The organism is Williamsia sp. z34, from assembly GCF_059553395.1.
In genome coordinates this window covers 139,434-165,301 of the sequence record NZ_JCANWW010000004.1, presented here as the reverse complement: position 1 = coordinate 165,301, position 25,868 = coordinate 139,434, and the positions used below count along the sequence as shown (strand labels likewise).

At 65.0% G+C, this 25,868-nt stretch carries 27 protein-coding genes; 21 read left to right on the top strand and 6 right to left on the bottom strand.

Features of this window, described 5'->3' with window-relative positions:
• The first annotated feature begins 140 nt into the window (after nt 1–140).
• The 4 genes from AC51GT_RS11985 (at nt 141) to AC51GT_RS11970 (ending at nt 4,278) form a co-directional block, all read left to right on the top strand.
• Nucleotides 141–1,478, top strand: a complete 1,338-nt coding sequence (locus tag AC51GT_RS11985) for a cytochrome P450 (RefSeq protein WP_496328882.1) — start codon at nt 141–143, stop codon at nt 1,476–1,478.
• A 139-nt stretch (nt 1,479–1,617) separates the two neighbouring features.
• Nucleotides 1,618–2,235 carry a ClpP family protease gene (locus AC51GT_RS11980; protein WP_496328881.1) on the top strand — a complete coding sequence of 206 codons (618 nt, stop codon included), beginning with the start codon at nt 1,618–1,620 and terminating at the stop codon, nt 2,233–2,235.
• Nucleotides 2,232–2,810 (top strand): ClpP family protease, encoded by a 579-nt coding sequence (locus AC51GT_RS11975; protein WP_496323244.1) that lies wholly within the window; start codon nt 2,232–2,234, stop codon nt 2,808–2,810. Before AC51GT_RS11980 ends, AC51GT_RS11975 begins: the two co-directional genes overlap by 4 nt.
• A 157-nt stretch (nt 2,811–2,967) precedes the next feature.
• Entirely contained in the window at nt 2,968–4,278 is a 1,311-nt protein-coding gene (locus AC51GT_RS11970) for an HNH endonuclease signature motif containing protein (RefSeq protein WP_496328880.1), read from the top strand.
• A 73-nt stretch (nt 4,279–4,351) separates the two neighbouring features.
• Here the strand turns inward: AC51GT_RS11970 and AC51GT_RS11965 are convergent, their stop codons facing one another.
• The gene (locus tag AC51GT_RS11965; protein ID WP_496323246.1) at nt 4,352–4,732 is read right to left on the bottom strand and encodes a helix-turn-helix domain-containing protein; all 381 of its coding nucleotides are present in this window, start codon (nt 4,730–4,732) and stop codon (nt 4,352–4,354) included.
• 127 nt (nt 4,733–4,859) lie between these two features.
• On the opposite strand from AC51GT_RS11965, the gene AC51GT_RS11960 reads away from it, so the two are divergent.
• The 6 genes from AC51GT_RS11960 (at nt 4,860) to AC51GT_RS11935 (ending at nt 12,027) form a co-directional block, all read left to right on the top strand.
• The gene (locus AC51GT_RS11960; RefSeq protein WP_496328879.1) at nt 4,860–6,695 is read left to right on the top strand and encodes an N-acyl-D-amino-acid deacylase family protein; all 1,836 of its coding nucleotides are present in this window, start codon (nt 4,860–4,862) and stop codon (nt 6,693–6,695) included.
• The gene (locus tag AC51GT_RS11955) at nt 6,692–7,318 is read left to right on the top strand and encodes a TetR/AcrR family transcriptional regulator (RefSeq protein ID WP_496323248.1); all 627 of its coding nucleotides are present in this window, start codon (nt 6,692–6,694) and stop codon (nt 7,316–7,318) included. The genes AC51GT_RS11960 and AC51GT_RS11955 overlap by 4 nt, the downstream gene beginning before the upstream one ends.
• Before the next feature lie 7 nt (nt 7,319–7,325).
• Nucleotides 7,326–8,282, top strand: coding sequence for an o-succinylbenzoate synthase (locus tag AC51GT_RS11950; protein ID WP_496328878.1), 957 nt, complete (start codon nt 7,326–7,328; stop codon nt 8,280–8,282).
• Nucleotides 8,283–8,363: 81 nt separating this feature from the next.
• The gene (locus tag AC51GT_RS11945; RefSeq protein WP_496328877.1) at nt 8,364–9,701 is read left to right on the top strand and encodes a cytochrome P450; all 1,338 of its coding nucleotides are present in this window, start codon (nt 8,364–8,366) and stop codon (nt 9,699–9,701) included.
• Nucleotides 9,701–10,327 carry a TetR/AcrR family transcriptional regulator gene (locus tag AC51GT_RS11940; protein ID WP_496328876.1) on the top strand — a complete coding sequence of 209 codons (627 nt, stop codon included), beginning with the start codon at nt 9,701–9,703 and terminating at the stop codon, nt 10,325–10,327. The genes AC51GT_RS11945 and AC51GT_RS11940 overlap by 1 nt, the downstream gene beginning before the upstream one ends.
• A gap of 8 nt (nt 10,328–10,335) precedes the next feature.
• Nucleotides 10,336–12,027: an AMP-binding protein gene (locus tag AC51GT_RS11935; RefSeq protein WP_496328875.1), complete on the top strand. Its 1,692-nt coding sequence runs from the start codon at nt 10,336–10,338 to the stop codon at nt 12,025–12,027.
• On the opposite strand, the gene AC51GT_RS11930 is transcribed toward AC51GT_RS11935, so the two are convergent.
• Entirely contained in the window at nt 11,932–13,440 is a 1,509-nt protein-coding gene (locus tag AC51GT_RS11930; protein ID WP_496329096.1) for an amino acid permease, read from the bottom strand. The genes AC51GT_RS11935 and AC51GT_RS11930 overlap by 96 nt on opposite strands.
• Nucleotides 13,441–13,455: 15 nt before the next feature.
• Nucleotides 13,456–14,328, bottom strand: a complete 873-nt coding sequence (locus AC51GT_RS11925) for a universal stress protein (RefSeq protein WP_496328874.1) — start codon at nt 14,326–14,328, stop codon at nt 13,456–13,458.
• 89 nt (nt 14,329–14,417) lie between these two features.
• On the opposite strand from AC51GT_RS11925, the gene AC51GT_RS11920 reads away from it, so the two are divergent.
• Genes AC51GT_RS11920 through AC51GT_RS11895 form a run of 6 tightly spaced genes read left to right on the top strand, consistent with a single transcriptional unit; the run spans nt 14,418 to nt 18,636 of the window.
• Nucleotides 14,418–15,050, top strand: coding sequence for an Rv1363c family protein (locus AC51GT_RS11920; protein ID WP_496328873.1), 633 nt, complete (start codon nt 14,418–14,420; stop codon nt 15,048–15,050).
• On the top strand, nt 15,047–15,517 hold the full coding sequence (locus AC51GT_RS11915; RefSeq protein ID WP_496328872.1) for a hypothetical protein: 471 nt from the start codon (nt 15,047–15,049) through the stop codon (nt 15,515–15,517). Before AC51GT_RS11920 ends, AC51GT_RS11915 begins: the two co-directional genes overlap by 4 nt.
• The gene (locus AC51GT_RS11910; protein WP_496328871.1) at nt 15,514–16,128 is read left to right on the top strand and encodes an Rv1363c family protein; all 615 of its coding nucleotides are present in this window, start codon (nt 15,514–15,516) and stop codon (nt 16,126–16,128) included. The genes AC51GT_RS11915 and AC51GT_RS11910 overlap by 4 nt, the downstream gene beginning before the upstream one ends.
• Nucleotides 16,125–16,646, top strand: coding sequence for a hypothetical protein (locus AC51GT_RS11905; RefSeq protein ID WP_496328870.1), 522 nt, complete (start codon nt 16,125–16,127; stop codon nt 16,644–16,646). Before AC51GT_RS11910 ends, AC51GT_RS11905 begins: the two co-directional genes overlap by 4 nt.
• Nucleotides 16,647–16,687: 41 nt before the next feature.
• Nucleotides 16,688–17,893 (top strand): NAD(P)/FAD-dependent oxidoreductase, encoded by a 1,206-nt coding sequence (locus tag AC51GT_RS11900; protein ID WP_496328869.1) that lies wholly within the window; start codon nt 16,688–16,690, stop codon nt 17,891–17,893.
• A gap of 47 nt (nt 17,894–17,940) precedes the next feature.
• On the top strand, nt 17,941–18,636 hold the full coding sequence (locus tag AC51GT_RS11895) for a DNA alkylation repair protein (protein WP_496329095.1): 696 nt from the start codon (nt 17,941–17,943) through the stop codon (nt 18,634–18,636).
• Between the two features lie 9 nt (nt 18,637–18,645).
• Here the strand turns inward: AC51GT_RS11895 and AC51GT_RS11890 are convergent, their stop codons facing one another.
• The 3 genes from AC51GT_RS11890 to AC51GT_RS11880 form a co-directional block, all read right to left on the bottom strand.
• The gene (locus tag AC51GT_RS11890) at nt 18,646–19,695 is read right to left on the bottom strand and encodes a 2Fe-2S iron-sulfur cluster-binding protein (RefSeq protein WP_496323259.1); all 1,050 of its coding nucleotides are present in this window, start codon (nt 19,693–19,695) and stop codon (nt 18,646–18,648) included.
• A gap of 39 nt (nt 19,696–19,734) precedes the next feature.
• Nucleotides 19,735–20,352: a mycofactocin system transcriptional regulator MftR gene (gene mftR / locus AC51GT_RS11885; protein ID WP_496323260.1), complete on the bottom strand. Its 618-nt coding sequence runs from the start codon at nt 20,350–20,352 to the stop codon at nt 19,735–19,737.
• Between the two features lie 79 nt (nt 20,353–20,431).
• The gene (locus AC51GT_RS11880) at nt 20,432–21,340 is read right to left on the bottom strand and encodes an alpha/beta fold hydrolase (RefSeq protein ID WP_496328868.1); all 909 of its coding nucleotides are present in this window, start codon (nt 21,338–21,340) and stop codon (nt 20,432–20,434) included.
• A 390-nt stretch (nt 21,341–21,730) separates the two neighbouring features.
• On the opposite strand from AC51GT_RS11880, the gene mftA reads away from it, so the two are divergent.
• The 5 genes from mftA (at nt 21,731) to AC51GT_RS11855 (ending at nt 25,761) form a co-directional block, all read left to right on the top strand.
• Entirely contained in the window at nt 21,731–21,844 is a 114-nt protein-coding gene (gene mftA / locus AC51GT_RS11875; protein ID WP_496323262.1) for a mycofactocin precursor MftA, read from the top strand.
• A gap of 79 nt (nt 21,845–21,923) precedes the next feature.
• Entirely contained in the window at nt 21,924–22,235 is a 312-nt protein-coding gene (mftB, locus tag AC51GT_RS11870) for a mycofactocin biosynthesis chaperone MftB (protein ID WP_496323263.1), read from the top strand.
• A 95-nt stretch (nt 22,236–22,330) separates the two neighbouring features.
• Nucleotides 22,331–23,593, top strand: coding sequence for a mycofactocin radical SAM maturase (gene mftC, locus AC51GT_RS11865; protein ID WP_496323264.1), 1,263 nt, complete (start codon nt 22,331–22,333; stop codon nt 23,591–23,593).
• A 46-nt stretch (nt 23,594–23,639) separates the two neighbouring features.
• On the top strand, nt 23,640–24,827 hold the full coding sequence (gene mftD / locus AC51GT_RS11860; RefSeq protein ID WP_496323265.1) for a pre-mycofactocin synthase MftD: 1,188 nt from the start codon (nt 23,640–23,642) through the stop codon (nt 24,825–24,827).
• A 130-nt stretch (nt 24,828–24,957) separates the two neighbouring features.
• The gene (locus AC51GT_RS11855) at nt 24,958–25,761 is read left to right on the top strand and encodes a mycofactocin-coupled SDR family oxidoreductase (RefSeq protein WP_496323266.1); all 804 of its coding nucleotides are present in this window, start codon (nt 24,958–24,960) and stop codon (nt 25,759–25,761) included.
• The last annotated feature ends 107 nt before the right edge of the window (nt 25,762–25,868 follow it).

The window sequence follows — 25,868 nt, the reverse complement described above, 5'->3', positions numbered from 1 at the left end:
ACGCGAAAGCGCCCGATCCCTTCAGGGGGTCGGGCGCTTTTGTTTGTCCTGGGCGGGAAACTGTCTGTTTACGCGGTTTACAAGTACCTTCTTCCAAAGATACGATTATGAAAATCCGTTTCAATGGAGGTGCTCGGCCCATGCCCACCAAGTTCTCGGAGATACCCGTCGGTTCCGGCCTCACGGAGATCCCGTTCTCGAAGCGCAACGGGGCCCTCGAGGTGCTCGCGATGCGGCGGGACCCCTTCAAGCACGCGGACGAGCGACATGCGAAGTTCGGCAGGGTGTCCGGGATCAACGCATTCGGCCAGAAGATCGTCGTGGCCTCGGGGCCGGCGGCCGCCGACGAGTTGCTGATGAACAAGAAGAAGGCCTTCGCCAATGGGCCGGCATGGTCGTATCTGATCGGCCCGTTCTTCAACCGGGGGGTGATGCTCCTCGATTTCGATGAGCACCGCCATCATCGCCTGATCCTGCAGCAAGCGTTCAACACAAAGGTGCTCAAGGGCTACATGGATGCCATGCAGCCGATGATCCGGCAGCGGATGGAAGAGCTTCCGACCGGAGATGTGCTGCTGTTCAAGGAGTTCAAGGCGCTCACTCTCGATGTGGCTCTCGAGGTGTTCCTCGGCATGGAGCTCTCGAAGGCCGAAGCCGATCGCATCAACAAGGCATTTCTGGAAACGGTTCAGGCCGGCACCGCCGTGATCCGTAAGCCGGTCCCGGGAACCCGGTGGTGGCGTGGGGTGCGATCCCGCAAGATTCTCGAAGAGTTCTTCTACCAGCACATCCCCGCCAAGCGAGCCGTCGAGACACCAGACCTGTTCTCCCAGCTGTGCTTTGCCGAGAGCGAAGAGGGACACCGATTCACCGACGACGACGTGGTGAACCACATGATCTTCGTCCTGATGGCGGCGCATGACACGTCGACCATCACGATGACCCAGATGTGCTATCAGATGGCGAAGGCGCCGCAGTGGCAGGAGCGGACCCGTTCGCAGTCGCTCGAACTGACGCCGGACTTGTCGTACGACGATCTCGCCGCGCTGACCGACCTCGACCTCGTGATGAAGGAATCGCTGCGACTGTGCCCGCCGGTACCTGCTCACCCGCGTACGGCGGTGGTGGACACCGAGATTCAGGGTTACTTCGTCCCGAAGGGCACGATGGTCGCGGTGCCCAGTCAGGCGAACCACGTGGACGCGGAGTACTGGAAGGATCCGTGGACCTTCGATCCGGAACGGTTCACCAAGGAGCGAGCCGAGGACAAGGTGCACCGGATGGCGTGGAGCCCGTTCGGCGGCGGCGTACACAAGTGCATCGGCCTGTACTTCGGCCAGATGGAGATCAAGACAATCATGCATAACCTGCTGCGTGACTTCGAATGGTCGGTGCCCGCCGACTACGTGATCCCGATGGATTACAGCTCGCTGCCGATCCCGAAGGACGGACTGCCGGTGACCCTGCGCCGCCGCTGACCGTCGAGCGTGCCGAACCGACCGTCGAGCGTGCCGAACGGACCGTCGAGCGTGCCGAAGTTCCGGCGCTGCCGTCGGCAGAACTGCTCAGGGCAGCAATGCCTTTCGCGGACCGGTGCGGTTCGGCACGCTGAGCGACATGGACAATACCCACAACGGCAACAGCACCATCGACGACGATCTGGTGACCAGACTCTTTCATCAACGCGTGGTGGTACTCGGCGATCAGCTCGATCAGATGCTGGGCAATCGGCTCTGTAGTCAGCTGCTCTTGCTCTCTGCCGAGGACTCGCACAAGGACATCAGTTTCTGGATCAATTCGCCGGGCGGTTCGGTGCCGGCGATGCTCGCGATCATGGACGTCATGCGGGCGATCCCGAATGACGTGAGCACACTGGCCCTCGGGATCGCCGCCAGCGCGGGCCAGTTCCTGCTGTCGGCCGGAACGCCGGGCAAGAGATATGCGCTCACCCACTCGCGGATCCTGATGCATCAGGGATCGTCGGGTATCGGCGGTACGGCGGTCGATGTCGAGTTGCAGGCCGACGACCTGCGACATACGCGCGATACCGTGCTTTCGATCATCTCCGCCAACACCGGAATGCCGCTCGAACGTATCGTGAGCGACTCTCTCCGCGACCGGTGGTACACCGCCTCGCAGGCCGTCGACTACGGTTTCGTCGACCGGGTGGTGGACGGGGTAGAGGACATCTATCCGGCATTCGCGCGGCCGGTTGCGTTGGGTGGCAAGCGATGAGCAGCTATACCGTGCCCTATGTGATCGAGAAGACCGCAGGTGGGGAACGCTCACTGGACGTCTACAGCCGGTTGCTCTCCGAACGGATCGTCTACCTCGGAACCGAGATCGACGATGGTGTTGCCAACGTCCTGATCGCGCAGATGCTGCACCTGGCGTCAGACAGTGCGGGACAACCCATCAACCTGTACATCAACTCGCCGGGCGGCTCGCCGTCGGCGATGCTCGCCGTCTACGACACCATGCGGTTCATCAGTTGTGATGTCGCGACCACGTGCGTCGGTCAGGCAGTCGGTGCGGCGGCCGTTCTGCTGGCCGGTGGTACAGCTGGACAGCGGGGGATTCTGCGCCATGGACGAGTGGTGTTGCATCAGCCGGCCATCGAGGGGAAGGGATCGATTCCCGATTTGATCATTCACGCCGATGAGGTGTTGCGCGTGCGGGGTGAACTGGAGGAGTTGTTGTCTCGGCATACCGGTAAAGACCTCGAGACCTTGCGGCGAGACACCGACCGGGATCTCATCCTGCGCGCCGACCAAGCTGTTGCGTACGGTCTGGCCGACCAGATCCTGTGATCCCGCACGCGGTTGCGATGTCGTGGTCGGAGACTTGTCGTACCGCCGCTGTAAGATAGGCGGTCCTGCTTGTGTGTCTCGTGAAACATATTGGGGCACAACAATTAAGTTCTCTCGAACACTTGTGCGATGGGCCTTCTGGGCGTAGTCTCGAGTCATGGACTTCGGGGGAATGTTCGCCAGGTTGTCAGATCTGGCCGGGGATGCGGCTGTGGTCGCCGGTGACGATGCTGAGATTTCAGCTCGCACGGTGACGGTTATTCGACTCAACCATGTTGTGGAACATATACTTTTCCGCCTGGTCGGTGAAGTCGATCGGCGTGGGTTGGCGCAGAAGTCAGGTGAGCGGTCCACCGCCAGACTGCTCCAAAAGGAGGGGATGGCGCCGGTGGCAGCCCATCGCTACGTACGGGTGAGCAAGGCCCTCGGTGACATTCCATCAGTGGCGGCCTACGGTGTCGACGGAGCGCTGTCGGGTGAGCATGTGGACTCGATCATCAAGGGCCTCAACCATATTGACCGGCGGAGCCCGGACTTGCCTGATGCTGATCGAGACGATTGTGTGCGCGGCTTGCTCACCGAAGCGTTGATGGCCAGCCCGGCGGCGGTGTCGGCGCGGGCGCGGCAGATGGCGATCGTGCTGTCGCCGCCGGACAAACAGATCCCCGATGCCGAGAACCACGACCTCAACGAGTTCACCCTCGGCAACGGTGACGACGGACGCAGCCACGGCATTCTGGGCTTGGACAACCTGCTGGGCGAGAAATTGCGGGTCGCCCTGGATCCGTTGTCGAGGCCGGTACCCGAACCCGATGGGTCACCGGACCGTCGATCGAATGCCCAGATCCGTGCCGATGCTCTGGAGCAACTTCTCGATTCGTACCTCGATCAAGAAAACCGGCCGACGCGTGGCGGGGCCAAACCGCATGTGGTGGTCACGGTGACACCGGAACACCTGCAGGCGCTGCAACTACGCGGCATCCCGGGCGCCAAGGCTCCCGCGTTGGCGCCGGCCTTCGAGTGGACCGGACCCGCATCAGCATCAACGGCGCAGCTGGTGGCCTGTGATTCGGTGATCACGAAGATCTTGCTCGACAACAATTCGGTGCCCCTCGATGTCGGCCGCGATCAACGGACCGTGACGCCGGCCATCCGCAAAGCGTTGATCGCCCGCGACCGGGGCTGCGCGTTCCCTGGTTGTGACTGCCCTCCCGGGCGGACGGATGCCCATCACATCGACTTCTGGAGCCATGGCGGTGGCACCAGCATGATCAACATGGTCCTGCTGTGTCGTCGACACCACCGCTACATCCATCACCGTGGCTGGGAGGTGTTCGTCAACCGCGATGGTCATCGCCCCGGACGACGCCAGCAGGACCCCGATCAGATCCAACGCCCGCCGCACCCTGACCACCGAGCTCACCGCAGCTTGATCAACCCGCAGTTTTGCCTTCCGCAACACGGCTGAACCCGTGTACTGCAAGCTCTTTGAGAACTTCATAGTGTGAATGCCCCAGTCGCGTGGGCGCTTTGGATGGTGGTCAGGAGGCCATTCGGAGGCTCACGTGACCGCCGGACCCATGCGTAGTTGCCGTCTTGCGCTGGATCCCACCAACGGCGGTCACGGCAGACCGTCGCCGTGCGAGGCCTTCGAGCACATCGGCGACGCCGCGGGTGACCTGGAGGAGCGAGAGTCCGAGGGCGCCGCTGACGGCGGCCAAGATCTCGGAGGACGCTTCTTTGCGGCCGCGCTCGATCTCGGACAGGTACTGCGGTGAGACGCCTGCCTCGGCAGCGATGTCGGTGAGGATGCGTTGCTGTTCGGTACGTGCTCGCCGCAGGACCGCGCCGAGCGCCTCACGCCACAGCAGTTCCATCGACACGGGTTCGGTGTCGGCAACGCGCGTGAGATGTGGGCCCATGGGTTCGACGATAGTTGGCACGCTCGCCCCGCGGTGGCGGGATCTGCTGTGAGCAGAAACGAAAAAACATAGCGAGCGACTGCTCGCTATGTTAGGTTGGCCACACTGCCCGTGATGGAGGTCACAGATGAGTGTTCAGCTGGACGATACCCGAGGTGTCGATGACGGCGGCGAGAGGTCGTACGACATGGTGGTACGCGGTGGGACCTGGTTCGACGGAACAGGAGCGCCGGGCCTGGTTCGTCATCTGGGGATCCGCGATGGCCGTGTGGTGGCGGTATCGGCGCGGCCGCTGCCGGCCGGGCCGCAGACGCGCGTGATCGAGGCGGGCGGCCAGTGGGTGATGCCGGGATTCATCGACGTGCACACCCACTATGACGCCGAGGTGCTCGTTGCCCCGGGATTGGGGGAGTCGGTGCGCCACGGCGTCACCACCGCGTTCATCGGCAACTGCTCGCTGTCGACGGTGTACGCCGGCCCGGTGGATTCGGCCGATCTGTTCAGCCGGGTCGAGGCTCTCCCGCGGGACCACGTCATCGCGGCGCTCGAAGGCGGTAAGACGTGGACCGATCCGGCGTCGTACATCGAGGCGATCGAGCGACTGCCGCTCGGCCCCAACATTGCGGCCTTCCTCGGGCATTCCGACATCCGCGCCGACGTCATGGGACTGGGGCGATCCACGGACCGTGCGCACCGGCCGAGCCGGGGCGAGATGGCACGGATGCTCGACGCCGTCGAAGATGCGCTGGACGCGGGCTTTCTCGGGGTTTCGGCGATGACCAACCCCTGGGACAAGCTCGACGGCGACCGCTATCGGTCGCGGTCCCTGCCGTCGGTCTACGCGCGCTGGGGTGAGCGCCGCAAGATCAACAAGGTGCTGCGCCGGCGCGATCGGGTACTGCAGACCATCCCGAACCTCAACACCAAGTACGACATCCTCTTTTTCCTGGCGTCGAGTACCGGATTGGGTCGCAAGCCGCTCAAGACGTCAGTGCTGGCCGCCGCTGATGCGAAGTCCGACCGCTGGGTGCGGCGCATCTTCGGACCGATCGCCACCGTTGCCAATTCCTGGGGCCGCGGGGCGTTGCGGTGGCAACATCTGCCGATCCCGTTCCAGGTGTACAGCGACGGTATCGACCTGGTGGTGTTCGAAGAGTTCGCCTCGGGGCGGGCGGCTCTGCACCTCCGGGAGGAGATGGGGCGCAACGATCTCCTGAAGGACCCCGAATACCGGCGTTGGTTCCGCTCCGACTTCGAGAAGAAGTTCAGCTCGCGGATCTGGCACCGGGACTTCGACGACGCGGAGATCACCGAATGCCCGGACAGCTCGGTGGTCGGTAAGACCGTGGAGCAGGTGGCGCGCGAACGGGGTGTCCACAGCACGGACCTGTTCCTCGACCTGGTCGTCGAACACGGCACAGCGTTCCGGTGGCGCACGGTGATCACCAACGACCGTCCGGACATCGCGGACTGGCTGATCAACCAGAACGGCGTGACCGTCGGCTTCTCCGATGCCGGCGCGCATCTGCGCAACATGGCGTTCTACAACTACGGGATCAGGTTGCTGCAAAGGGTGAAAGAAGCCCAGGGCGGTGCCCGTACCCCGTTCCTCACGGTTGAGGCCGCCGTCCACAAGCTCACCGGCGAACTCGGCGAGTTCTACAACCTCGATGCCGGATTCTTACGGGTGGGTGATCGTGCCGATCTTGTGGTCGTCAATCCGCACGGGTTGAATGATGAGACCAAAGAATATGCCGAAGAAGCGATGGCGGAGTTCGGGGGGATCAAGCGGATGGTCAACAGAAATGACGAGGCGGTGAGCGCAGTGGTGGTGTCCGGTGAATACCTGTATGGCCGTGGACAATTCGCGCCAGGGTTCGGTACCACCACCCGCAGTGGCCAGTTCTTGCGGGCCGGTGCCACCGCCGAGAAGAAGCCGACAGTGGCCAAGGTTGCTTCGTGAGTTCTGCCGCAGACGCTGAGCACGAGATCATCCCACCACCACGGCGTACCCAGGAGCAACGCCGAAACGCCACGAAGGCCCGGCTGGTACAGGCCTGCGTGGATTCGCTGTGCGAACTCGGATATCAGCGCAGCACCATCAGTGAGATCTGTGCGCGCAGCGGAGTCTCGCAGGGTGGTTTGTTCCGGCATTTCCCCACTCGGCTCGATCTGGTGATCGCGGCCGCGGACGACGTACGGCAGAAGCAGTTCGAGGCATTCTCGCAGTCACTGTCGTTGCTCGACACCGGGACGCTGTCCGACTGTCTGCTGCTGCTGCGTGCGGCCTGCCGGTCCCCGATCAACGGAGCCTGGTATGAGCTGCTGGTGGCGGCTCGCACCGATGCCGCGTTGCGGGAACGCTTGGCTCCCTTGACCTCTGAGTATCACAATCAGATTGCCGCGTTTGCGCGGACGTTGCCTGCGGTGCAGTACCTTCCCGAGGGGCAGGTCGAGCTCATCGCTCTGACGGTGGTCCATGTGTTCGACGGTGAATCCGTCAGCGCAGCGGTCAACCCGCAGCCCGGTCTCGACGACGCACGGCTCGAACTGCTTCTCCGGTGGTTGTCCGGGACGTCGGAATGATGCGCAGATGACGGGACATCCGTCCTATGCGGAGTTGGCCGAGCAGGCCGTTGTCGTCTCGCTGCCGATGAATGTGCGGTTCCGCGGCATCACCACCCGCGAGGTGTTGCTGCTGCGGGGTCCGGCAGGCTGGGGTGAGTTCGGCCCCTTTCCGGAATACGACGATGTCGAGTCGTCGTCGTGGCTGGCGGCGGGGATCGAGGCGGCGTACCTGGGTCCGCCGGAACTCCTCCGCGACGTCGTTCCGGTCAATGCCACCGTGCCGGCGATTCCGGCGGAAGACGTCGCGGCGTTGCTGACGCGGTTCCCGGGGGCCACCACCGCCAAGGTCAAGGTGGCACAAGAGGGGCAAACCCTCGACGACGACGTCGCGCGGGTGGCCGCGGTGCGAGAGCACATTACCTCCGTGCGGGTCGATGCCAATGGGAAGTGGACCGTCCCGCAGGCGATCACGGCGTTGCGGGCGTTGGGGGAACTCGAATACGCCGAGCAGCCCTGCGCGACACTCGAAGAGCTCGCTGCGGTGCGGGCGGCGGTCACCACCCCGATCGCTGCGGATGAGAGCATCCGCCGGGCCGAGGATCCGTTGCGGGTGATCGAGGCCAAGGCTGCCGACGTTGCGATCCTGAAGGTCGCGCCGCTGGGCGGGATGCGGCGGGTCCTGGACCTGGCCGCACAGATCCCGATCCCGGTGGTGATCTCGAGTGCACTCGATTCGGCGGTGGGTATGTCCGCCGGGGTTGCGGCGGCAGCAGCCTTGCCGGTGGCACCTCCGGCCTGCGGCCTGGGCACCGGCGGGCTGTTCGTCACCGACGTGGCCGAGCCGTTTGTGCCCGACGGCGGGATGGTGGCACCCCGGCGGGTCGAGGTCGATATCGCGTCTGTCCCGTTGGCCTCCGAGGAGCGTCGTCGCTGGTGGTTGGACCGATTGCGCCGGTGTCATGCGGTGCTGGCGGCGGGCTGAGCGCAGCCGGGGGTATGGATCACCGCGGACTTTGAAGATACAATTTCTTCAAAACGTTCCATCGGCGGAGGGTTGTAATCCATGGCGGTCATCCTGGCACCGGCGCCACCCGACAGTGATCTCGAACCAGTCCATGGGTCGACCACCAACGGCGTGATCCAAATTCTCCGGATGCGCCGCGATCCGTTCGCCTTCGCCCGGGCCCAGCAGGCCGAGTTCGGCAACATCTCGTTCATCAACGCCTTCGGGCAGCAGATGGTCACCTGCCGTGGTCCGGTGGCGGCCGATCAGATCCTGATGAACAAGCAGAAGGCGTTTGCCAACGGCCCGGCGTGGAGCTTCTTCATCGGCCCGTTCTTCAACCGCGGAGTGATGCTGCTCGACTTCGAAGAGCACCGGCACCACCGGCTGATCTTGCAGCAGGCCTTCACGCCGCCGGTCCTCAAGGGCTACATGCAGGCGATGCAGCCGATGATCGCCGAGCGCATCAAGCAGTTCCCGGTGGGTGAGGTGAAGCTGTTCAGTGAGTTCAAGGCGCTGACCCTCGACGTCGCACTCGAGGTGTTCATGGGCCTCGAACTCCCGCAGAACGAAGCCGACCGGATCAACAAGGCGTTCATCGAGACGGTGCGAGCCGGTGTGGCGATCGTTCGCAAGCCCGTCCCGGGCGGTCGCTGGTGGAAGGGTCTGCGCTCCCGCAAGATCCTCGAAGAGTTCTTCATGAGCCATATCGCGGCCAAGCGTGCGACCGAGACTCCGGACCTGTTCTCTGTGCTGTGCCACGCCGAAAGTGAAGAGGGACATCGTTTCACCGACGAGGACGTCGTCAATCACATGATCTTCGTGCTGATGGCCGCCCACGACACCTCGACCATGACCATGACCCAGATGGCGTACCGCATGGCCAAATCGCCCCAGTGGCAGCGGCGGGCCCGCGCGCAGTCGCTCGAACTCGGACCGGACCTCGCCTACGACGACCTGTCCAAGCTGGCCGACATCGATCTGATCATGAAGGAGTCGCTGAGGATGTGCGCCCCGGTTCCGGGGCAGCCCCGGATCGCGGTGAAGGACACCGAGGTGATGGGGCACTTCATCCCCAAAGGGGCGATGGTCTCGGTGCCCGGGCTGACCAATCACTACGATCCCGAGTACTGGAAGGACCCGTACACCTTCGATCCCGAGCGGTTCACTCCCGAAAGGGCAGAGGACAAGTCGCATCGGATGGCATGGCACCCCTTCGGGGGCGGTGTCCACAAATGCATCGGGTTGTACTTCGGTCAGCTGGAGATCAAGACGATCATGCACCACCTGCTGCGCGGCTTCGAATGGTCCGTCCCGGATGATTACACGATGCCGATGGATTACAGCGCGCTACCCGTCCCGAAAGACAAACTCCCCGTCACGATGCGGCGGGTGTGATGGCACAGCGCACGACGGGCACAGCGGACCGGACCGGTGGTACCCGTAAGGTCCGCAACACCGAGTCGCCCCAGGAGCAAGAGGATGCGATTCTGACAGCGGCCCGAAAAGAGTTCGAAGAGAACGGGATTCGCAAGACGGGGGTCGACGACGTCGCGAAGCGGGCCGGAGTGAGCCGGAGCACCCTGTACCGGCGTTTCCCCAACAAGGAAGCACTTCTGCTGGGTGTGGCCGAGCGTGTCTACCTCGACGGCATGCGCATGCTCGAGGCCGCAACCGTCGGCCACGGCGCTCAGGATGCGGTGGTCGAGGCTTTCGTCGCCGGGGCGCAGATGGTCAACGACGACCCGCTGATCCGGCGGATGATGTTCGATGAACGTGATGCGCTGCAGGGGATCACCAAATCGGTGACCGGTCTGTTCATCGAGATCGTCACCGGCCGGATCATGCAGACGTTGCGTGGCGCCGGGGCAAAGATGTCGGACGAGGATCTGCATGCGGCGACCGAGATCCTTGTGCGTCTGGTGATTTCGTTCCTCGACACACCGCCGCTCGATGAAGGGCGGCAGTCCCCGGAGTCGGTTCGCGAGTTCGCGCGCCGTTATCTCGCCCCCATGGTCAGGTGAACCGGTAGATGGCGAAACTGCAGAAGGTCCGGACCGAGTTGCTCGCCCTCCGGGAGCTGTCGCGGGCCGGTGCGCTGCCGAGTCCGAAGCTGCTGCCGCAGATCGCCAAACTGCGTCTCGCCGGTGGTGAGGCCGCCGGCCCGTCGATCTACGGATCGATGTACGGCGACCGGGTGGCGATCGTCGACCCCGATGGATCGCTCACCTATGCCGAACTCGCGCGCACCTGCAACGGCCTGATCAACGGCCTGCGGGAGGTGTTGCCGGCCGGCAAGCAGCCAACCGTCGGGGTGATGTGCCGTAACAGCAGGTATGCGGTCATCGGTCTGCTCTCGGCCGGCGGGCTCGGTGCGCGGGTGGTGTTGCTCAACACCGACCTCGGTGCCAAACAGATGGCGGAGGTCGTCGAACGCGAGCGGGTGGACGTGATCCTTCACGACGCCGAGTTCACCCCGGCCCTGGAACTGATCGATACCGGTGTGCGCCGCTACGTCGCCTGGGCCGACGAACCCGGTGATGTCGGGGCCAGTGATGCGCAGACCGTCGATGAGCTCGTGGCGCGTTCGTCCACCGAGTTGCCGCCGGCGCCGTCATCCTCGTCGTCGTTGGTCATCCTGACCAGCGGTAGCACCGGCGCGCCGAAAGGTGCGCCCCGCGAAGGGGCGCCGGCGATGTCGCTGCCGGCCGGATTCGTTTCGAAGATCGCGATCCGTGGCAGCGATCGGGTGCTGATGTCGGCGCCGGCCTTTCACGGATGGGGCCTGCTGGCCACGATGGTCTGCCTGCTCACCGGTGCGACGGTGGTCATGGACCGGCGCTTTTCGGCGCCGAACTCGTTGGAGTTGCTGATCGAGCATCGGTGTACCGCGGCGATGATGGTGCCGACCATGCTGCGGCGGTTGATGGATCAGGGCGCCGACGAGTTGTCCCGCGTCGATCGCTCCACGTTGCGGATGATCGCGTCGGGCGGCGCGAAACTCGATGAGTCGCTCGTACTCTCGGTGCAGAAGCAGTTCGGGCATGTGTTGCACAACCTCTATGGCGCCACGGAGGCCTCCTACATCACCATTGCGACGCCGGAAGATCTTGCGGTCCGGCCCACCACGGCCGGACGGGCACCTCTCGGTGTCGAGGTTGCGATCATCTCGGGTGGGGTCCGGGTGCCCACGGGGCAGTCGGGCCAGATCTATGTCCGCTCGGGCAGTCAGATCAGCGAGTACACCAACGGCGCGTCCAAGGAAACGCTCGACGGGATGCTGAACACCGGCGACACCGGACGGATCGACGCCACCGGCCGGCTGTTCGTCGAAGGACGCAGCGACGGGATGATCATCTCCGGTGGCGAGAACGTCTTCCCCGAAGAGGTCGAACTCGCACTGGGGCGCCACCGGGACATCGTCGATGCCGCGGTGGTGGCGGTTACCGACGCCGACTTCGGTCAGCGGCTGCGTGCCTTTGTGGTTCCGCGCGACGGAGCGACCATCACCGAGGCCGACGTGAAAACGTACGTCGGCACGGAGCTCTCGCGCTCGCGTGTGCCGCGGGATGTCTTCGTGGTGCCCGAGCTACCCCGTGGTGCTCAGGGCAAGGTCACCAAGTTGACGTTAGATGCGCTTGTCGCCGCTCGAAGCACTCCCGGTGTCCCCGCGCGAAGCACTCCCGAAGCCCCCGAGCGGGTCGGTGGTCAGGTTGAGCAGTGAGTGCTTGCGGCCGTAGATGAGGTAGTAGGTCAGCACCACGCCGACCCACAGCAGGAAGAACATGTACGTGTACCAGTGCAATCCGTACAGGATGTAGATACATGCGGCGATGGCCAGGATGGGTGTGACCGGGTAGAACGGCACCTTGAACGGCCGGTGCAGATCGGGTTCGCGACGGCGCAGGATGATCACACCGAGGCTCACCACGGTGAAGGCCGTCAGCGTACCGATGGAGACCATGTCGACCAGATAGTGGAGCGGGACGAACCCGGCGAGCAACGCAACGATGATCGCCACGACGACGGTGTTGTTCACCGGTGTCATCGTTCGGGGGTCGATCCTGGTGAAGAACTTCGGGAGCATGCCGTCGCGACCCATCGCGAACAGGATGCGGGTCTGTCCGTAGAGGGTCACCAGCGTGACGGAGAAGATCGAGATGACCGCGCCGAGTGAGAGCACCAGCGCCGGCCACGACTGCCCGGTGACGTCTTGCAGGATGACGGCCAGACCCGCTTCCTGACCCTCGAACTTCGAGGCCTGCTGAGCGCCGACGGCTGCCAGCGCCACCAGTACATAGACCAGGACGACCGTGACGAGTGCGGCCATCAAGGCCCGCGGCATCGTGCGTTGTGGATCCTTGACCTCTTCGCCGGCGGTGGAGACCGCGTCGAGCCCGATGAAGGAGAAGAAGATGACACCCGCCGCGGCGGTGACGCCGTTGGCTCCGTCCGCGAAGAAGGGCGTCAGGTTGTCGCTGCTGAACGCGGTGAACGCGATCGCGCAGAACATGGTCAGCACAGCGAGTTTGATGGCAACCATCACGGCGTTGGCCTTGGCCGACTCACTGGCGCCGCGGATCAGCAGCAGGGCACACAGACCGACGAGGACGACGGCGGGCAGATTGACCCAGCCCGCCTTGTCATCCCACGGCGCGGCCGAGAGGGCCTGCGGGATGGCCGGGATGTGGAGATGGTCGAGTAACTCGTTGAGGTACTGACTCCAGCCCACCGCAACCGCGGCCGTCGAGACCCCGTACTCCAGGAGCAGACAGCCTGCCACCGCCATCGCGACGAGTTCGCCGAGCGTGGCGTAGGCGTAGGAATACGTGGATCCGGAGACGGGCACCGACGACGCCATCTCGGCGTAACAGATCGCGGCCAGGCCGGCGGCGATGCCGGCGACGATGAACGCAACCACCACCGACGGCCCGGCTTTCGGTACGGCTTCGCTCATCACGAAGAAGATGCCGGTGCCGATGGTCGCACCGATTCCGAAGCAGGCCAGTTGGGTGGTGCTGATGGTGCGCTGCAGACCGGTGTCGGCCTCTGCCTCATCGCCTCTCGGAATCGGTTTGCGGCGCAACAGTGTTGCCGCGGTCAGTGCACCGGGCTGTTGCGCCGGTTTCTTGTTCATGTCCATGTGTGCACCTCAGCCTGGAAAAATGATTGCCGGAACAGTGGCGGAGGCAACGATTCTGGCTGCCCGTGAACCCAGGAACACCCGCTTGATCGGATCGCGGGGAGTGGTGCCGATGGCCAGCACCTCACCGCTGCGCCACTCGATCGCGTCGAATGCGGAGTCCCAGTCGTTGCCGGTACTGATCGTGGTCGTGGTTGTCGGGTCGATGATGTTGTGGGTCACCAACGCATTCATCGCGTCGGCGATCTGTTCCCGCCACGCGTCCATCACGGTGCGTTCGACCTCCAGGCCGATCTCCGGCGGGAACATGTCGGGGGGCCTGACGCCGAAGGTGGCCACCCGCAATGGAACCGCCATCTGTTCGGCCAGGTCGCGGGCTGCCACCACCACCTCGGCACCGTGTTCCTCACCCGAGTAGGCGCAGGTGACACCGGTGATCTTCGAGCAGCTGTAACCCTTGGGGGCCAAGGCCAACGGGATCGAACTCGAGTGCATGAGACGGCTCGTGGTCGCGCCCAAGGACATCCGGCCACTGTCCGAACTGTGACTGGTACCCAGTACGAGGATGTCCGCGTCGTGGTCGGCGAGGACCTTGTGCAACGACTTGGGGACCGACCGCTCACTCATCCGCAGGAATGTCGCCGGCGTCTGTGGGAAGCGCTGCTCGAGGTGGGCACGAGCGGAGGATTCGGCGTCGTCACCGTACCGCCGGGCGTACGCCCTGAACTCGGCGTCGACCCGGGCCATCGACGGAGTCGTCCAGGGCTTGGGGGTGACGGTCACCAGGACCACGGTGGTTGCCAGGGCGTCGGCAAGACTTGCGCCGAGCTCGAGTGCCTCATCACCGCCGCGGCCCGGTTGGTATCCGACAACGATGCTCATGCAACGCAATCTATCCCGCACCGGAGTTGTTCGGCAGGCGCAGGACCCGGTTTGTCCGCGAACGTGTGCTGCGACACTACGATGAACCGGTGCTCGACATCCGCACGCTGCTCAAGGCTGCCCCCGCATCCGATCGTGCCCTGGTCAGGGCCGATGCCGCGGCGCGCGCCGAATTGCGTGATGCCCGCACCGCCCTCACCGAACTCGAGGCCGGAAGCGACGATCGCCGACCTGGGACACGCCCTACCTGGCTGTTGGTCCTGGCCGCGTTGGTGGTGGTCGCGGCGGTGGCAGCGGTGGTGGGCGGGGTCCGCTACGCGCAGGCCGACCGGGGATACAGCGACGACGACTACATGCGTGCCGCGGCGGCTCGGGTCCAGGTTCTGCTCACCCCCGACGGTGGTGACGAGGGACGGCGATCTGCGCAGATCATGACTGGGGCGACCGGTGAGTTCGAGGACGAGTTCGCGCAATCGGTCGACGCGTACACGCAGTTCGTCGCACAGATCGGCGCCCAGGCGTCCGGCACCGTCGACGGTGTGGGTCTGTCGACGAGGTCGGGCGACCGGGCGACGCTGATCGTGACGGCCGCGATCACCGTGCGCAGCGACCTCACCGATGTCGCATCGGCCGAACCTGCGCCGCGCCGGTTCCGGGTGCAGGTCGAGATGGTGCCGGACGGCGGTTCCCTGAAGGTCTCGGCGCTGGAGTTCTTCGGATGAGCCTGCGCAGACCGATCGCCGTTGCCGTCATCACCGCGCTGGTGGCCGTCGCCTGCGCGGTGGGACTCGGTTTCGCGTGGCAGCGGTATGAGAATGATCAGCAACTGGACCGCAACCGGGCGCAGGTCGCCCGGCAAGCCGGCCCACTGGTGGCTCAACTCTTTTCTTCCGACGCCGCGGCCGCGGACGGCCGTGATCAGGCCAGGGCAGCGGTGACACCCGGGTTCGCACAGCAGTACGCCGCGGTCCTGGACGCAGAACCGCCCGCCGGCGTCACGATCGAGTGGAAGCCGGTCCATACCGGCATCTCCGGTGTCTGGGAGAACCACGCTGACGTGGTTGTCTCCGCGCTCGTCACCGAAACCGTGCCGGGTTCCGGGCCCACCACCGCCACCAAGGTGGTCGACGTCGAGCTCGAACGATCCGGTGGACAGTGGAAGATCGCCCGAGCGGACGAGGTGCTGTGAGCGAGCAACCCACCACCACCTCGCACCGGGTCGAGCAGGCGCGCGAACGGGTGGCCGCGGCCGACGCGGCGGCCAAGCGGGCCCGGGCCGCGGCCGCGCCGGCACTGCAGGCACGCTGCGAACGGCGGCGCGGACGTCTGATGCTGGTCACTGTCTGTTGCGTCCTGGTGGCGGTGGCCATGCTGTCCCTCACGATCGTCCTCGTCGTCGCACATCGTGGCGCCGAGGCCGACCGGGAGCGTGACCTCTCCATCCTCGACGACGCGCGCTCGGCGGTGGCGACCCTGCTCACCATCGACCCGGTGCGGCCCGAGGAGTTCGTCGATCAAGCGATCGAGGTCACGTCCGGTGAACAGCGCGACCGGTTGGAGGGCTCGCGGGAACAGTTGGTCGAGGTGATTCGCGGACTTCGGGTACCCAGCACCGGCCAGGTCCTGTCCGCCGGGATCGTCGGCGAGGTCGACGGCGGTGGTGCTCAGGTGCTGGTCGTCGCGGAGGGCACCAACCCGACAGTTCTGGGAGCCGATCCGTCGCAGAATCGGGTGGCGCTGCTGGTGACCATGAAGGACTCGGGCGACAACTGGACCATCGACCGAACAGAGCTCCAGTGAATCAGGACATGCGCACGATGTCGGTTCGGCACCGGATCGTCGGGGGACTCCTGGCAGCTGCCCTGGTGGTGTCGTCGGTGATCGCGATCGTCGGGTTCATCGGACCCGGCCGACCCGGGAGCGGCGACGAGGACGAGCGCCGGCAGGTGCAGTCGGCCACCGCCGACGCGGTCACCGCGTTGATGACGTTTCGGCCGGACACACTCACCGCCGCACAGGAGAGCGTCGGTGCACGTCTGACCGGTCGTCTGCTGCTGGAGTTCCGCAGTCAGGGTCCCGGCGTGGTCCTGCCGACCGCGGTCGAGTCCGGAGCCCGGATGACTGCCCAGGTCCTGGCAACGGGAGTCGAGGACATCGATGACAACAGTGCCCGGGTACTGGTGTTCGTGAACCAGGACATCTCGTTACCCACAGCACAGCCGCCGCAACAGGTGGTGGCTGTCACAAGGTGGGCGGACATGCGTAAGGTCAACGGCAATTGGCGCCTTGCCGGGCTGCAACCTGTTGGGCCGGGCTAGCGCGGGCGATTCAACTCCGAGTAGGGATGCGAGGTGTGGCGATGAGCGCCGCAATTGTGATTGTCGGAGCCGGACTCGGCGGTGCGCGAGTGGTCGACGACCTCCGCAGCGAAGGGTACGAGGGTGACCTCATCCTCATCGGCAAAGAGGACTACGCACCGTACGACCGTCCGCCGCTGTCCAAGGCCGTTCTGGTCGGGGAGCAGGACCGGGTCGACCTCAAGCCCGACGACTTCTACGTCGAGAACAAGATCGATCTGCGGACCGGAACGCAGGTCACCGCGATCGATCCGGCCTCCCACACGATCACCGTGCAGCCGACCGGTGGCGGCGAGTCCGAGACGATCGTCTACAGCTCATTGGTCCTGGCGACCGGCCTGCATCCCCGCACCCTGCCGTTCGCCGACGGACTGTCCGGCGTGCACGTGCTGCGAACCGTCGATGACGCCCACACCTTGCGCTCGCAGATCGACGGCGCCACCCGCGCGGTGGTGGTCGGCGCCGGGTTCATCGGCTGTGAGGTCGCGGCGAGTCTGAAGACCCGTGGTCTGGACGTCACCGTGGTCGAACCGGCACCCGCGCCGATGGCCGTGGCACTGGGCGAGAAGGTCGGCAACATGGTCGGCCGCATCCTCACCGACCGGGGAGTCGAGGTCCGCACCGGCGTCGGCGTCACCGATATCGTCGGCGAGGCAGGCAAGGTGACCGGTGTCGAACTGACGGACGGGACCGTGCTGCCCGCCGACATCGTCGTGGTCGGCATCGGGTCGACACCGGTGGTCGACTACCTCGAGGGTTCCGGTATCGAACTCGCCGACCGTACTGTCGGCGGCGGTATCGCCTGTGACGCCGAAGGCCGAACCAGCGCGGCCGACGTGTACGCCCTGGGCGATGTGGCGAACTGGCAGGACGCGACCGGCGTGCCGTCGCGGGTCGAGCACTGGAACAACGTGGTCGAGCAGGCGAGCAAGGTCGCCAATGCGATTCTCGGTGTCGTGGTGGAGAACCCGCGGCCTGCCGTCGCGTATTTCTGGAGCGATCAGTTCGAGGTGAAGATCCAGGCGCTGGGCCATCCGTCCGGCCTCGACGACGTACATGTGGTCCTCGAAGAGGACGGCAAGTTCGTGGTCTATTACAGCCGCAGCGGCATCTTCACCGCGGTGGTCGGCGCCGGCAAGCCGGCTGCGGTGATGAAGATGCGCGCCAAACTCCTTGCCCCCACCCCGATTTCGGACCTGTTGGGCTGATGGCGCGGGCCGCCGTGCCGGGCCCGCGGCCCACCGCGGCGGCGGTGATGGCAGCACTCGACGCGCTCGGTGACCCCGATCGCGCCCTGGGTTCGGCGTCGTTTTTCAAGTCCGGCCCCGGCGAGTACGGCGAAGGTGATCATTTCATCGGGGTGACGGTTCCGCAGCAGCGCGGGGTCGCCAAGGATTTCCGTGGCCTCGACCGGGTGGGTGTGCGGGCGTTGCTCGACAGTGATGTCCACGAGCACCGGCTGACCGGACTGTTCCTGCTGCGCAACGGGTTCGAGAAAGCCGCCGGCGCGGAAGAACGGCAGGCCTGGGTCGACCTCTACCTACAGGCGGTGTTCGACGGCTGCGTCGACAACTGGGATCTGGTGGACAGTTCCGCCGAATACGTGTTGGGGGCCTTCCTGCTCGGCGGGGACCACCGGCCACTGCTCGACCTCGTCGACCATGACGACCTGTGGGTGCGCCGGGTGGCGATCATCGCGACCGCGGCATTCACCAAGAGCGGTGACCCGGTGCCCATCCTGGATGTGGCGCCGCGCGTCCTGCCGGACCGCCGCGACCTGATCCAGAAGGCGGTCGGCTGGATGCTCCGAGAGATGGGCAAGCGCATCGACCGGGGATTGCTGCTCGCCTTCCTCGATGAACACGCGGCCGAGATGGGCCGTACCGCACTGAGTTACGCGACCGAGCACCTCGACCCCGATCAGCGCGCCCACTATCGTGCGCTCAGGTGAGACCCACGCTCAGAACTCGACTTTGAGTACCGGTGACGTCGGTCGTGCCTGACATCCGAGGATGTAGCCGTCGGCGACGTCCTCCTCGTCGAGCGCGCCGATGTGCTCCATCTCGACGGTTCCCTCGGTGAGAGTGCAGGCACACGAACCGCATTCACCTTCGCGGCAGGAGTAGGGGACGTCGAGGCCCGCGCCGAGCATGATGTCGACCAGGGTTCGGCTCTTGGGCCACGACAACTGGTGGACCTCGCCATCGAGTTCCACCTCGACCGACGCGGCGTCGGCCAGTTGCTCCTCGGTGAGCTCGACGGGTTCGGTGTCCTCGAACGGGTCTCCCGACAACGATGTGAAGACCTCGGCGTGCACCTGATGGTGCGACATCTCGATGGCGGCAAGCGCCTTGTGTACGGCGTCCATGAACGGGCCGGGGCCGCACATGTAGGCGTGATAGGCCTTGAACGGCCGGAGCAACGTCGCGAGCTTGTCGGCCGACGGGAGCCCCTGGACCGATTCGAGCCAGTGGATCACGGTGAGACGCTGCGGGTATCGGTTCTGCAGTTCCTTGAGCTCGTCGCCGAAGATCACATCGCTCTCGCTGCGGTTCGCGTAGAACAGGACCAGGCGGCCGCTGCCCTTGAGCAGTGCGGATTTGAGGATCGACATCACCGGGGTGATGCCGCTGCCGGCACCGAGCAACAGGATCGGCGCGTCGAGGTCAGTCGGTGTGAAAACGCCTGAGGGCGGCAGCACCTCGATCTGGTCGCCGGCGCCGACGTGCTCGCAGATCCAGTTCGAGCCGTACCCGTCGGCGGTGCGTTTGACGGTGACCTTCGGCTTCTCGTCACCCCACGGGGACGAGGCCAGGGAATAGCAGCGGGCCACCGATCCGGTTTGATCACTGGGGATCCGGAGCGTGAGGAACTGGCCGGGTTTGTAGTCGAACCGGTCGGCGGCATCATCCGGGATGTCGAAGACCAGCGACTTCGCGTCGCCCGTCTCGTCGATCACCTCGGCCACGGTCAGCACAACACTGCGCGTGCTGTGTGGGGTGACGGTCACCGGCGTACCTCCTCAAGGGCCACAAAATGAGAACACGTTCTAGTTTAGATTACCAGCCGCCGCGGTCGACCCCAACTCGCTGTCGAGGCCGTTGCTCAACACCCGGGCACCGCGGGTGAGCAGTTCGTCGAGGTCGGCGTCCGGGTCGTCGAGCCACTGCTGGTATGCGGCCAGGGCTGTGCCCAGCAACGTCCAGGCGACGGTCTGCGGTAAGTGGTCGCCCGGCTCGGTGCCGGTACGGGCGGCCACGAACTCGGCGACGACCTCGCGCCACCCGGTGTACATCAACATCGAATGCGCCTGTAGTGCAGGCACACCCAGGAGTAGGCGCATCCGTTTGCGGTGGTGATCGCGGTGGTTCGGCGGAACCTCGTTGAAGTCGAGCAGGGCATTGCGCAGCGCTTCGGAGACGGGCATGTCGGCCGGGACATCGGCCAGCAGACGGCGCATGTCGTCCAGATGCTCGTCGAAGTCACCCCAGGCGATGGCGTTCTTCGACGGGTAGTAGCGGAACAGTGTGCGTCGGGCGATGCCGGCGGCCGCGGCGACGTCGTCGACGCTGGTCTCGTCGAATCCGACCTCGGTGAACAGCTCGATCGCCGCGTCGGTGATCTTCGACTTGGTGGTGGTCGGCCTGCGACCGATGGGGGTGGTCATGGCAACCGTGATGCGTTGATCAACTCATCATCTCCGTTCGCCTGACCAGCATCGTGGGTGGGAGATCCATGGTAGATCCTCAGCGGTCGATGAAGTCGATCACCGCAGCGGTGAACGCGTCGTTGCTGTCACCGGCCGCGGTGTGCCCGGCGCTGTGCAGTTCGGTCACCTCCAGATCCGGGATGAGTGCCCGAAAGGCGTCCACCGACTCCTGGCTCACGACGTCGGAGAGCCGGCCGCGGATCAGCTGGATCGGGATCGTCAATCCGAGTGCCTGTTCTTCGAACATGTCACTGGGCAGCACGGCCGGACCACCGGTGATGTCGAGGAACGCCGGATCCCAGTGCCAGTACCACCGGCCGTCCTCGCGTCGACGCAGGTTGCGCTTGAGACCGTCGGTCGTTCCGGTGGTCGGGCGGTGTGGCAGGTATTCGGAGATGGCGGCCGCGGCCTGTTCGAGATCGTCGAAACCGTCACCGCCCGAGGCCATGAAATCCCGGATCCGTGTGGTACCACGCTCTTCCGGCCTGGGCACCACGTCGACCAGGATGAGCCGGTCGACCGTGTTCGGCGGCGCCATCGCAGCCACGCCGATGCCCGTCAGCCCACCGAGACTGGCACCGACGATCGTGACCGGCAGTGCCCGCCCGGTCACGGTGGGAAGCTGTTCGAGCACGCGGAGTCCATCGGCCTGCAGGACGGCCGGACTGTAGTCACCGTCGGGGGCCCAATCGCTCTCGCCATGCCCGCGGGCGTCGAGGGAGATCACCTCGTGGCCGTGTGCGGCCAGCAATGCCCCGGTGTTCTTCCAGGAGAACCTCGTCTGGCCGCCACCGTGCATCAGGAGGACGATCCGTGGTGACGGCGTGCCGCTCGCACCGTCTACGGCCCGGTCCGCAGCGGCCGGCGACCAGTGGTCGGCGACGAGGCGGATGCCGCCGGACCCGGCGAACTCGACCTGCCTGGGCTGCGGTGTTGTTGTCGGCACGGATGCAACTCCTTTTCGGGGGAACCACCTCGACTGTGTCACCTCGCGCTGCCGAACGGTCGGCAGGGTCGCGCAGACTCGTCTTCGACGCAGAGCGCGAACAATTACGGGATACCACAACGCAATTCATCGAGCATGAGATCGCACCCCATGCAGCGCAATGGGCGCCAAGACATTGATCTCCGCACGTCGGTGAAGCTCAACTCGGTGGTGTCCTGGGCGTGCTGAAGATCCCATCGGGCGGGATCTCGGAGTGTAAGTGCAGAGCCTCTGACCTGCATGTCTCGCGGTTTTCAAGAATTTAACAGTTGGGTTCCGCGGAAACTCTGGCCTTTGTGCACTCAGTGCCATTATGGTGGTGCTCACACCAACTACCAGGAGGTAAGCCAGATGACAGCCCAGAATCCTTCCGTGTCCGCCGATGCAGCCGGCACCGAGACCGACCTCGTGACCGAGTCGTTGGTCGAAGAGGTGTCCATCGACGGCATGTGCGGCGTCTACTGACATGTCCGTCTCGACGAGTCGAGCTCCGGCTTCGCCTTCGTCTGCGCCCATGACTCCGGCTTCGCCTTCGTCTGCGCCCATGACTCCGGCTTCGCCTTCGTCTGCGCCCACGACGCCCGTGGTCGCGTTCGATATCGACCGGGCGTGGGTCCTGAACTCTTCGGTCGCCCTGCGGCCTGAACCGTTCGGCGCGCTGCTGTACCACTTCGGCACTCGTAAACTGTCGTTCCTGAAGAACCTGACAGTGGTCGAAGTGGTGCAGTCGCTCGGTGACCACGACAACGCCGCCGATGCCATAGCCGCTGCCGGTATTGCCGACAGCGACCGTTCGTTGTACGTCAATGCGCTTGCCGCGCTCGCGACTTCGGGAATGATCGTCCCCAGAACCTGAAGTTCTCCCGTGCTGCTCGGTGCCGCAGCCCTCGGCCCCGAGCAGCACGCCAGGCGTCAGCCCACGCCGCACCATGTCACTTGTGAGGAACCCCAATGACTTCCATTTTGGAGCGCCCCGCGGCGTCTCGTCAGCCGGTTGGCCGCCTGGTTGATCAGTTCGAAAAAGGCCTCGACGCACCGATCTGCCTGACGTGGGAGTTGACCTACGCCTGCAACCTGTCGTGTGTGCACTGCCTGTCCTCGTCGGGCAAGCGTGATCCGCGCGAACTCGACACCGAGCAGTGCAAGGCGATCATCGATGAACTGCAGCGGATGCAGGTCTTCTACGTCAACATCGGTGGCGGTGAGCCGACGGTCCGTCCAGACTTCTGGGAACTGGTCGACTACGCCACCGATCACCAAGTGGGCGTGAAGTTTTCGACCAACGGCCTGCGGATCGACAAGGCCGTTGCGCAGCGCCTGGCCGCCAGTGACTACGTTGACGTGCAGATCTCGCTCGACGGTGCCACCGCCGAGGTCAACGACGCGGTACGTGGTCCCGGTTCGTATGCGATGGCCATCAAAGCGCTCGAGAACCTCCATGAGGCCGGTTTCGCCGATGCCAAGATCAGCGTGGTCGTCACCCGCCAGAACGCGACGCAGCTCGACGAGTTCAAAGCGCTCGCCGACAAGTACGGTGCCACGTTGCGCATCACCCGGCTACGTCCGTCGGGCCGCGGCGCCGACGTGTGGGATGACCTGCACCCGTTGCCCGAACAGCAACGCGACCTCTACAACTGGCTGGTCGAACACGGCGACCGGGTTCTGACGGGGGATTCCTTCTTCCACCTGTCGGCCTTCGCCGAACCGGGTCAGGGCGCACTGCCGGGGCTCAACCTCTGTGGCGCCGGTCGGGTGGTCTGCCTGATCGATCCGATCGGTGACGTGTACGCCTGCCCGTTTGCCATCCACGAGAACTTCCTCGCCGGAAACATCCTGTCGGACGGCGGATTCAAGACGATCTGGCAGGAGTCGGATCTGTTCCTCGAACTGCGTGAGCCGCAGAACGCGGGAGCCTGCACCAAGTGCCAGCACTTCGATGCCTGCCGTGGTGGTTGCATGGCGGCGAAGTTCTTCACCGGACTTCCGCTCGCCGGCCCCGACCCCGAATGTGTACAGGGTTTCGGTGAATCGCTGCTCGCCGAGGACCGCAAGGTGCCCTCGGCCAACAAGGACCATTCGCGCGGCGTACCGCTGACGCTGATGACCAGGCCGCCGTCGCGTGACTGCGACGAAAACCCACTCGCCGGGTTCGTGCCCGGCAATTCCGAAGGCGGTGCCGGTCTTCGGCCGGCCGGCCTGATCCCCGCCAAGTAACGAAGACCCCCCCGGCAGAGCTGCCGGGTGAGCAAAGGATGAAGTAATGGCGAACCCCTGGTTCGAGACGGTGCTCGAAGCCCAGCGTCGGGCGAAGAAGCGACTCCCCAAGTCCGTGTACTCCTCGCTGATCGCGGGTAGTGAGAAGGGCATCACGCTCGCCGACAACGTCGACGCGTTCTCCGAACTGGGATTCGCTCCGCACGTGGTCGGCGCGCAGGCGCAGCGCGAGTTGTCGACATCGATCATGGGGCAAGACATTTCGTTGCCCGTCATCATCTCGCCCACCGGTGTGCAGGCCGTCGACCCCGAGGGTGAGGTCGCGGTCGCCCGTGCCGCGGCGGCCCGTGGCACCGCGATGGGACTGTCGAGCTTCGCCAGCAAGCCCATCGAAGAGGTCACCGCGGTCAACGACAAGATCTTCTTCCAGGCCTACTGGCTCAACTCCCGCGAGGACATCCTCAAGCGTGCCGAGCGGGCCCGCGCAGCCGGGGCCAAGGGTCTGATCGTGACCACCGACTGGTCGTTCTCGATGGGTCGCGACTGGGGCAGCCCGGAGATCCCCGAGAAGGTCGACCTCAAGGCGCTGCTCAAGCTCGCGCCGGAGATCGCGATGCGCCCGCGATACGCGCTGGACTGGTTCAACAAGGGCAAGATCAACATCCCGGACCTGACCGCCCCCAACGTGGTCGACAAGGGCGAGCAGGGACCGACGTTCTTCGGTGCGTACGGACAGTGGATGCAGACCGCACCCCCGTCCTGGGAGGACCTGGAATGGCTCCGCAAGGAGTGGGACGGCCCGTTCATGGTCAAGGGCATCACCCGTCTCGATGACGCGAAGCGTGCGGTGGACATCGGTGCCACCGCGATCTCGGTCTCCAATCACGGCGGCAACAACCTCGACGGCACCCCGGCCACCATCCGGATGCTCGGACCGATCGCGGACGCCGTCGGTGGCGACATCCAGGTGCTGCTCGACGGTGGCATCCGGCGCGGCAGCGACGTCGTCAAGGCGCTGGCTCTCGGTGCCGACGCGGTCATGATCGGTCGCGCCTACCTGTGGGGCCTGGCGGCGAACGGACAGACCGGTGTCGAGAACGTCCTCGACATCCTGCGCGGCGGTATCGATTCGGCGCTGATGGGGCTGGGCCGCAAGAGCATCCACGATCTGACCCGCGACGACATCATCATCCCGGAGGGCTTCGAGAAGCGGTTCGGCGAGACCACCGCATAGGCTTCGGTCAACAGGGCCACCCGTTGTGGTCACACCCGGCAGTCACCACAGCCGGGTCTGACCGCAGCGGGTGGTTTCCGCTGTCGAGGATCTACTGGGCAACCAGACTAGAACACGTTACAGTTCGTCTATGGGAGACTTCGACGGCAAGGTCGTCTACATCACTGGTATCGCCCGTGGACAGGGTCGCAGCCATGCGATCCGGTTCGCCGAGGAAGGCGCCGCGGTCATCGGACTCGACGTCTGCCAGGCGGTCACCGCCACCGGCTACCCGCCGGCCACCGCGGAGGATCTCGAGGAGACGGTTCGCCTGGTGAAAGCGGCCGGCGGCAACATCCTGGCCCGGCAGGCCGACACCCGTGATCTTGTTGCCCAGCAACAGCTCGTGGCCGACGGGGTGGCGCAGTTCGGCCGCCTCGATTACGTGATCGCCAATGCCGGCGTCCTGACCTGGGGTGGCGTCACCGAACTGCGCGAGAGTCAGTTCACCGACGTCATCGACATCAACGTCAACGGCACCTGGAAAACGCTCAAGGCAACCATCCCCGCCATGATCGAGGCCGGCAACGGTGGTTCGATCGTGATCATCTCCTCGGTTGCCGGGATCAAGTCGATGCCGATGCAGGCCTCCTATTCGGCGTCCAAGCACGCGCTGGTGGGGTTGGCGCACACGACGGCAAAAGAACTGGGAGAGCATCGGATTCGGGTCAACACGGTCCACCCCTACGGTGTCGACACCCCGATGTGCCTCGAGGACACCGACGCGCTGGCCGTCTTCGAGATGCCGCAGTACAAGGCGCATTTCGAGCCGATCCTGACCGGGATGGCCAAGTCGGTGGACATCACCGACTCGGTGATGTTCCTGTGCTCGCCGAAGGCCAAGTTCATCACCGCGTCCTCGATCGAGGTCGACATGGGTGCGACCAAGGTCTAGACCGACAAACGAGGCCGAGCCGGTCATACAGCAAACGAGCCGGTAATACGAAGACGAGCCACAAATTTGTGGCTCGTCTTCGTATTACCGGCTCGTCTGCAGTTGGG

Coding starts and splice junctions, on each gene's coding strand:
- AC51GT_RS11985 (WP_496328882.1), top strand. CDS start 141: ATGCCCACCAAGTTCTCGGAGATACCCGTCGGTTCCGGCCTCACGGAG.
- AC51GT_RS11980 (WP_496328881.1), top strand. CDS start 1,618: ATGGACAATACCCACAACGGCAACAGCACCATCGACGACGATCTGGTG.
- AC51GT_RS11975 (WP_496323244.1), top strand. CDS start 2,232: ATGAGCAGCTATACCGTGCCCTATGTGATCGAGAAGACCGCAGGTGGG.
- AC51GT_RS11970 (WP_496328880.1), top strand. CDS start 2,968: ATGGACTTCGGGGGAATGTTCGCCAGGTTGTCAGATCTGGCCGGGGAT.
- AC51GT_RS11965 (WP_496323246.1), bottom strand. CDS start 4,732: ATGGGCCCACATCTCACGCGCGTTGCCGACACCGAACCCGTGTCGATG.
- AC51GT_RS11960 (WP_496328879.1), top strand. CDS start 4,860: ATGAGTGTTCAGCTGGACGATACCCGAGGTGTCGATGACGGCGGCGAG.
- AC51GT_RS11950 (WP_496328878.1), top strand. CDS start 7,326: ATGACGGGACATCCGTCCTATGCGGAGTTGGCCGAGCAGGCCGTTGTC.
- AC51GT_RS11945 (WP_496328877.1), top strand. CDS start 8,364: ATGGCGGTCATCCTGGCACCGGCGCCACCCGACAGTGATCTCGAACCA.
- AC51GT_RS11940 (WP_496328876.1), top strand. CDS start 9,701: ATGGCACAGCGCACGACGGGCACAGCGGACCGGACCGGTGGTACCCGT.
- AC51GT_RS11935 (WP_496328875.1), top strand. CDS start 10,336: ATGGCGAAACTGCAGAAGGTCCGGACCGAGTTGCTCGCCCTCCGGGAG.
- AC51GT_RS11930 (WP_496329096.1), bottom strand. CDS start 13,440: ATGAACAAGAAACCGGCGCAACAGCCCGGTGCACTGACCGCGGCAACA.
- AC51GT_RS11925 (WP_496328874.1), bottom strand. CDS start 14,328: ATGAGCATCGTTGTCGGATACCAACCGGGCCGCGGCGGTGATGAGGCA.
- AC51GT_RS11915 (WP_496328872.1), top strand. CDS start 15,047: ATGAGCCTGCGCAGACCGATCGCCGTTGCCGTCATCACCGCGCTGGTG.
- AC51GT_RS11900 (WP_496328869.1), top strand. CDS start 16,688: ATGAGCGCCGCAATTGTGATTGTCGGAGCCGGACTCGGCGGTGCGCGA.
- AC51GT_RS11895 (WP_496329095.1), top strand. CDS start 17,941: ATGGCAGCACTCGACGCGCTCGGTGACCCCGATCGCGCCCTGGGTTCG.
- mftR (WP_496323260.1), bottom strand. CDS start 20,352: ATGACCACCCCCATCGGTCGCAGGCCGACCACCACCAAGTCGAAGATC.
- mftA (WP_496323262.1), top strand. CDS start 21,731: ATGACAGCCCAGAATCCTTCCGTGTCCGCCGATGCAGCCGGCACCGAG.
- mftB (WP_496323263.1), top strand. CDS start 21,924: ATGACTCCGGCTTCGCCTTCGTCTGCGCCCACGACGCCCGTGGTCGCG.
- mftC (WP_496323264.1), top strand. CDS start 22,331: ATGACTTCCATTTTGGAGCGCCCCGCGGCGTCTCGTCAGCCGGTTGGC.
- mftD (WP_496323265.1), top strand. CDS start 23,640: ATGGCGAACCCCTGGTTCGAGACGGTGCTCGAAGCCCAGCGTCGGGCG.
- AC51GT_RS11855 (WP_496323266.1), top strand. CDS start 24,958: ATGGGAGACTTCGACGGCAAGGTCGTCTACATCACTGGTATCGCCCGT.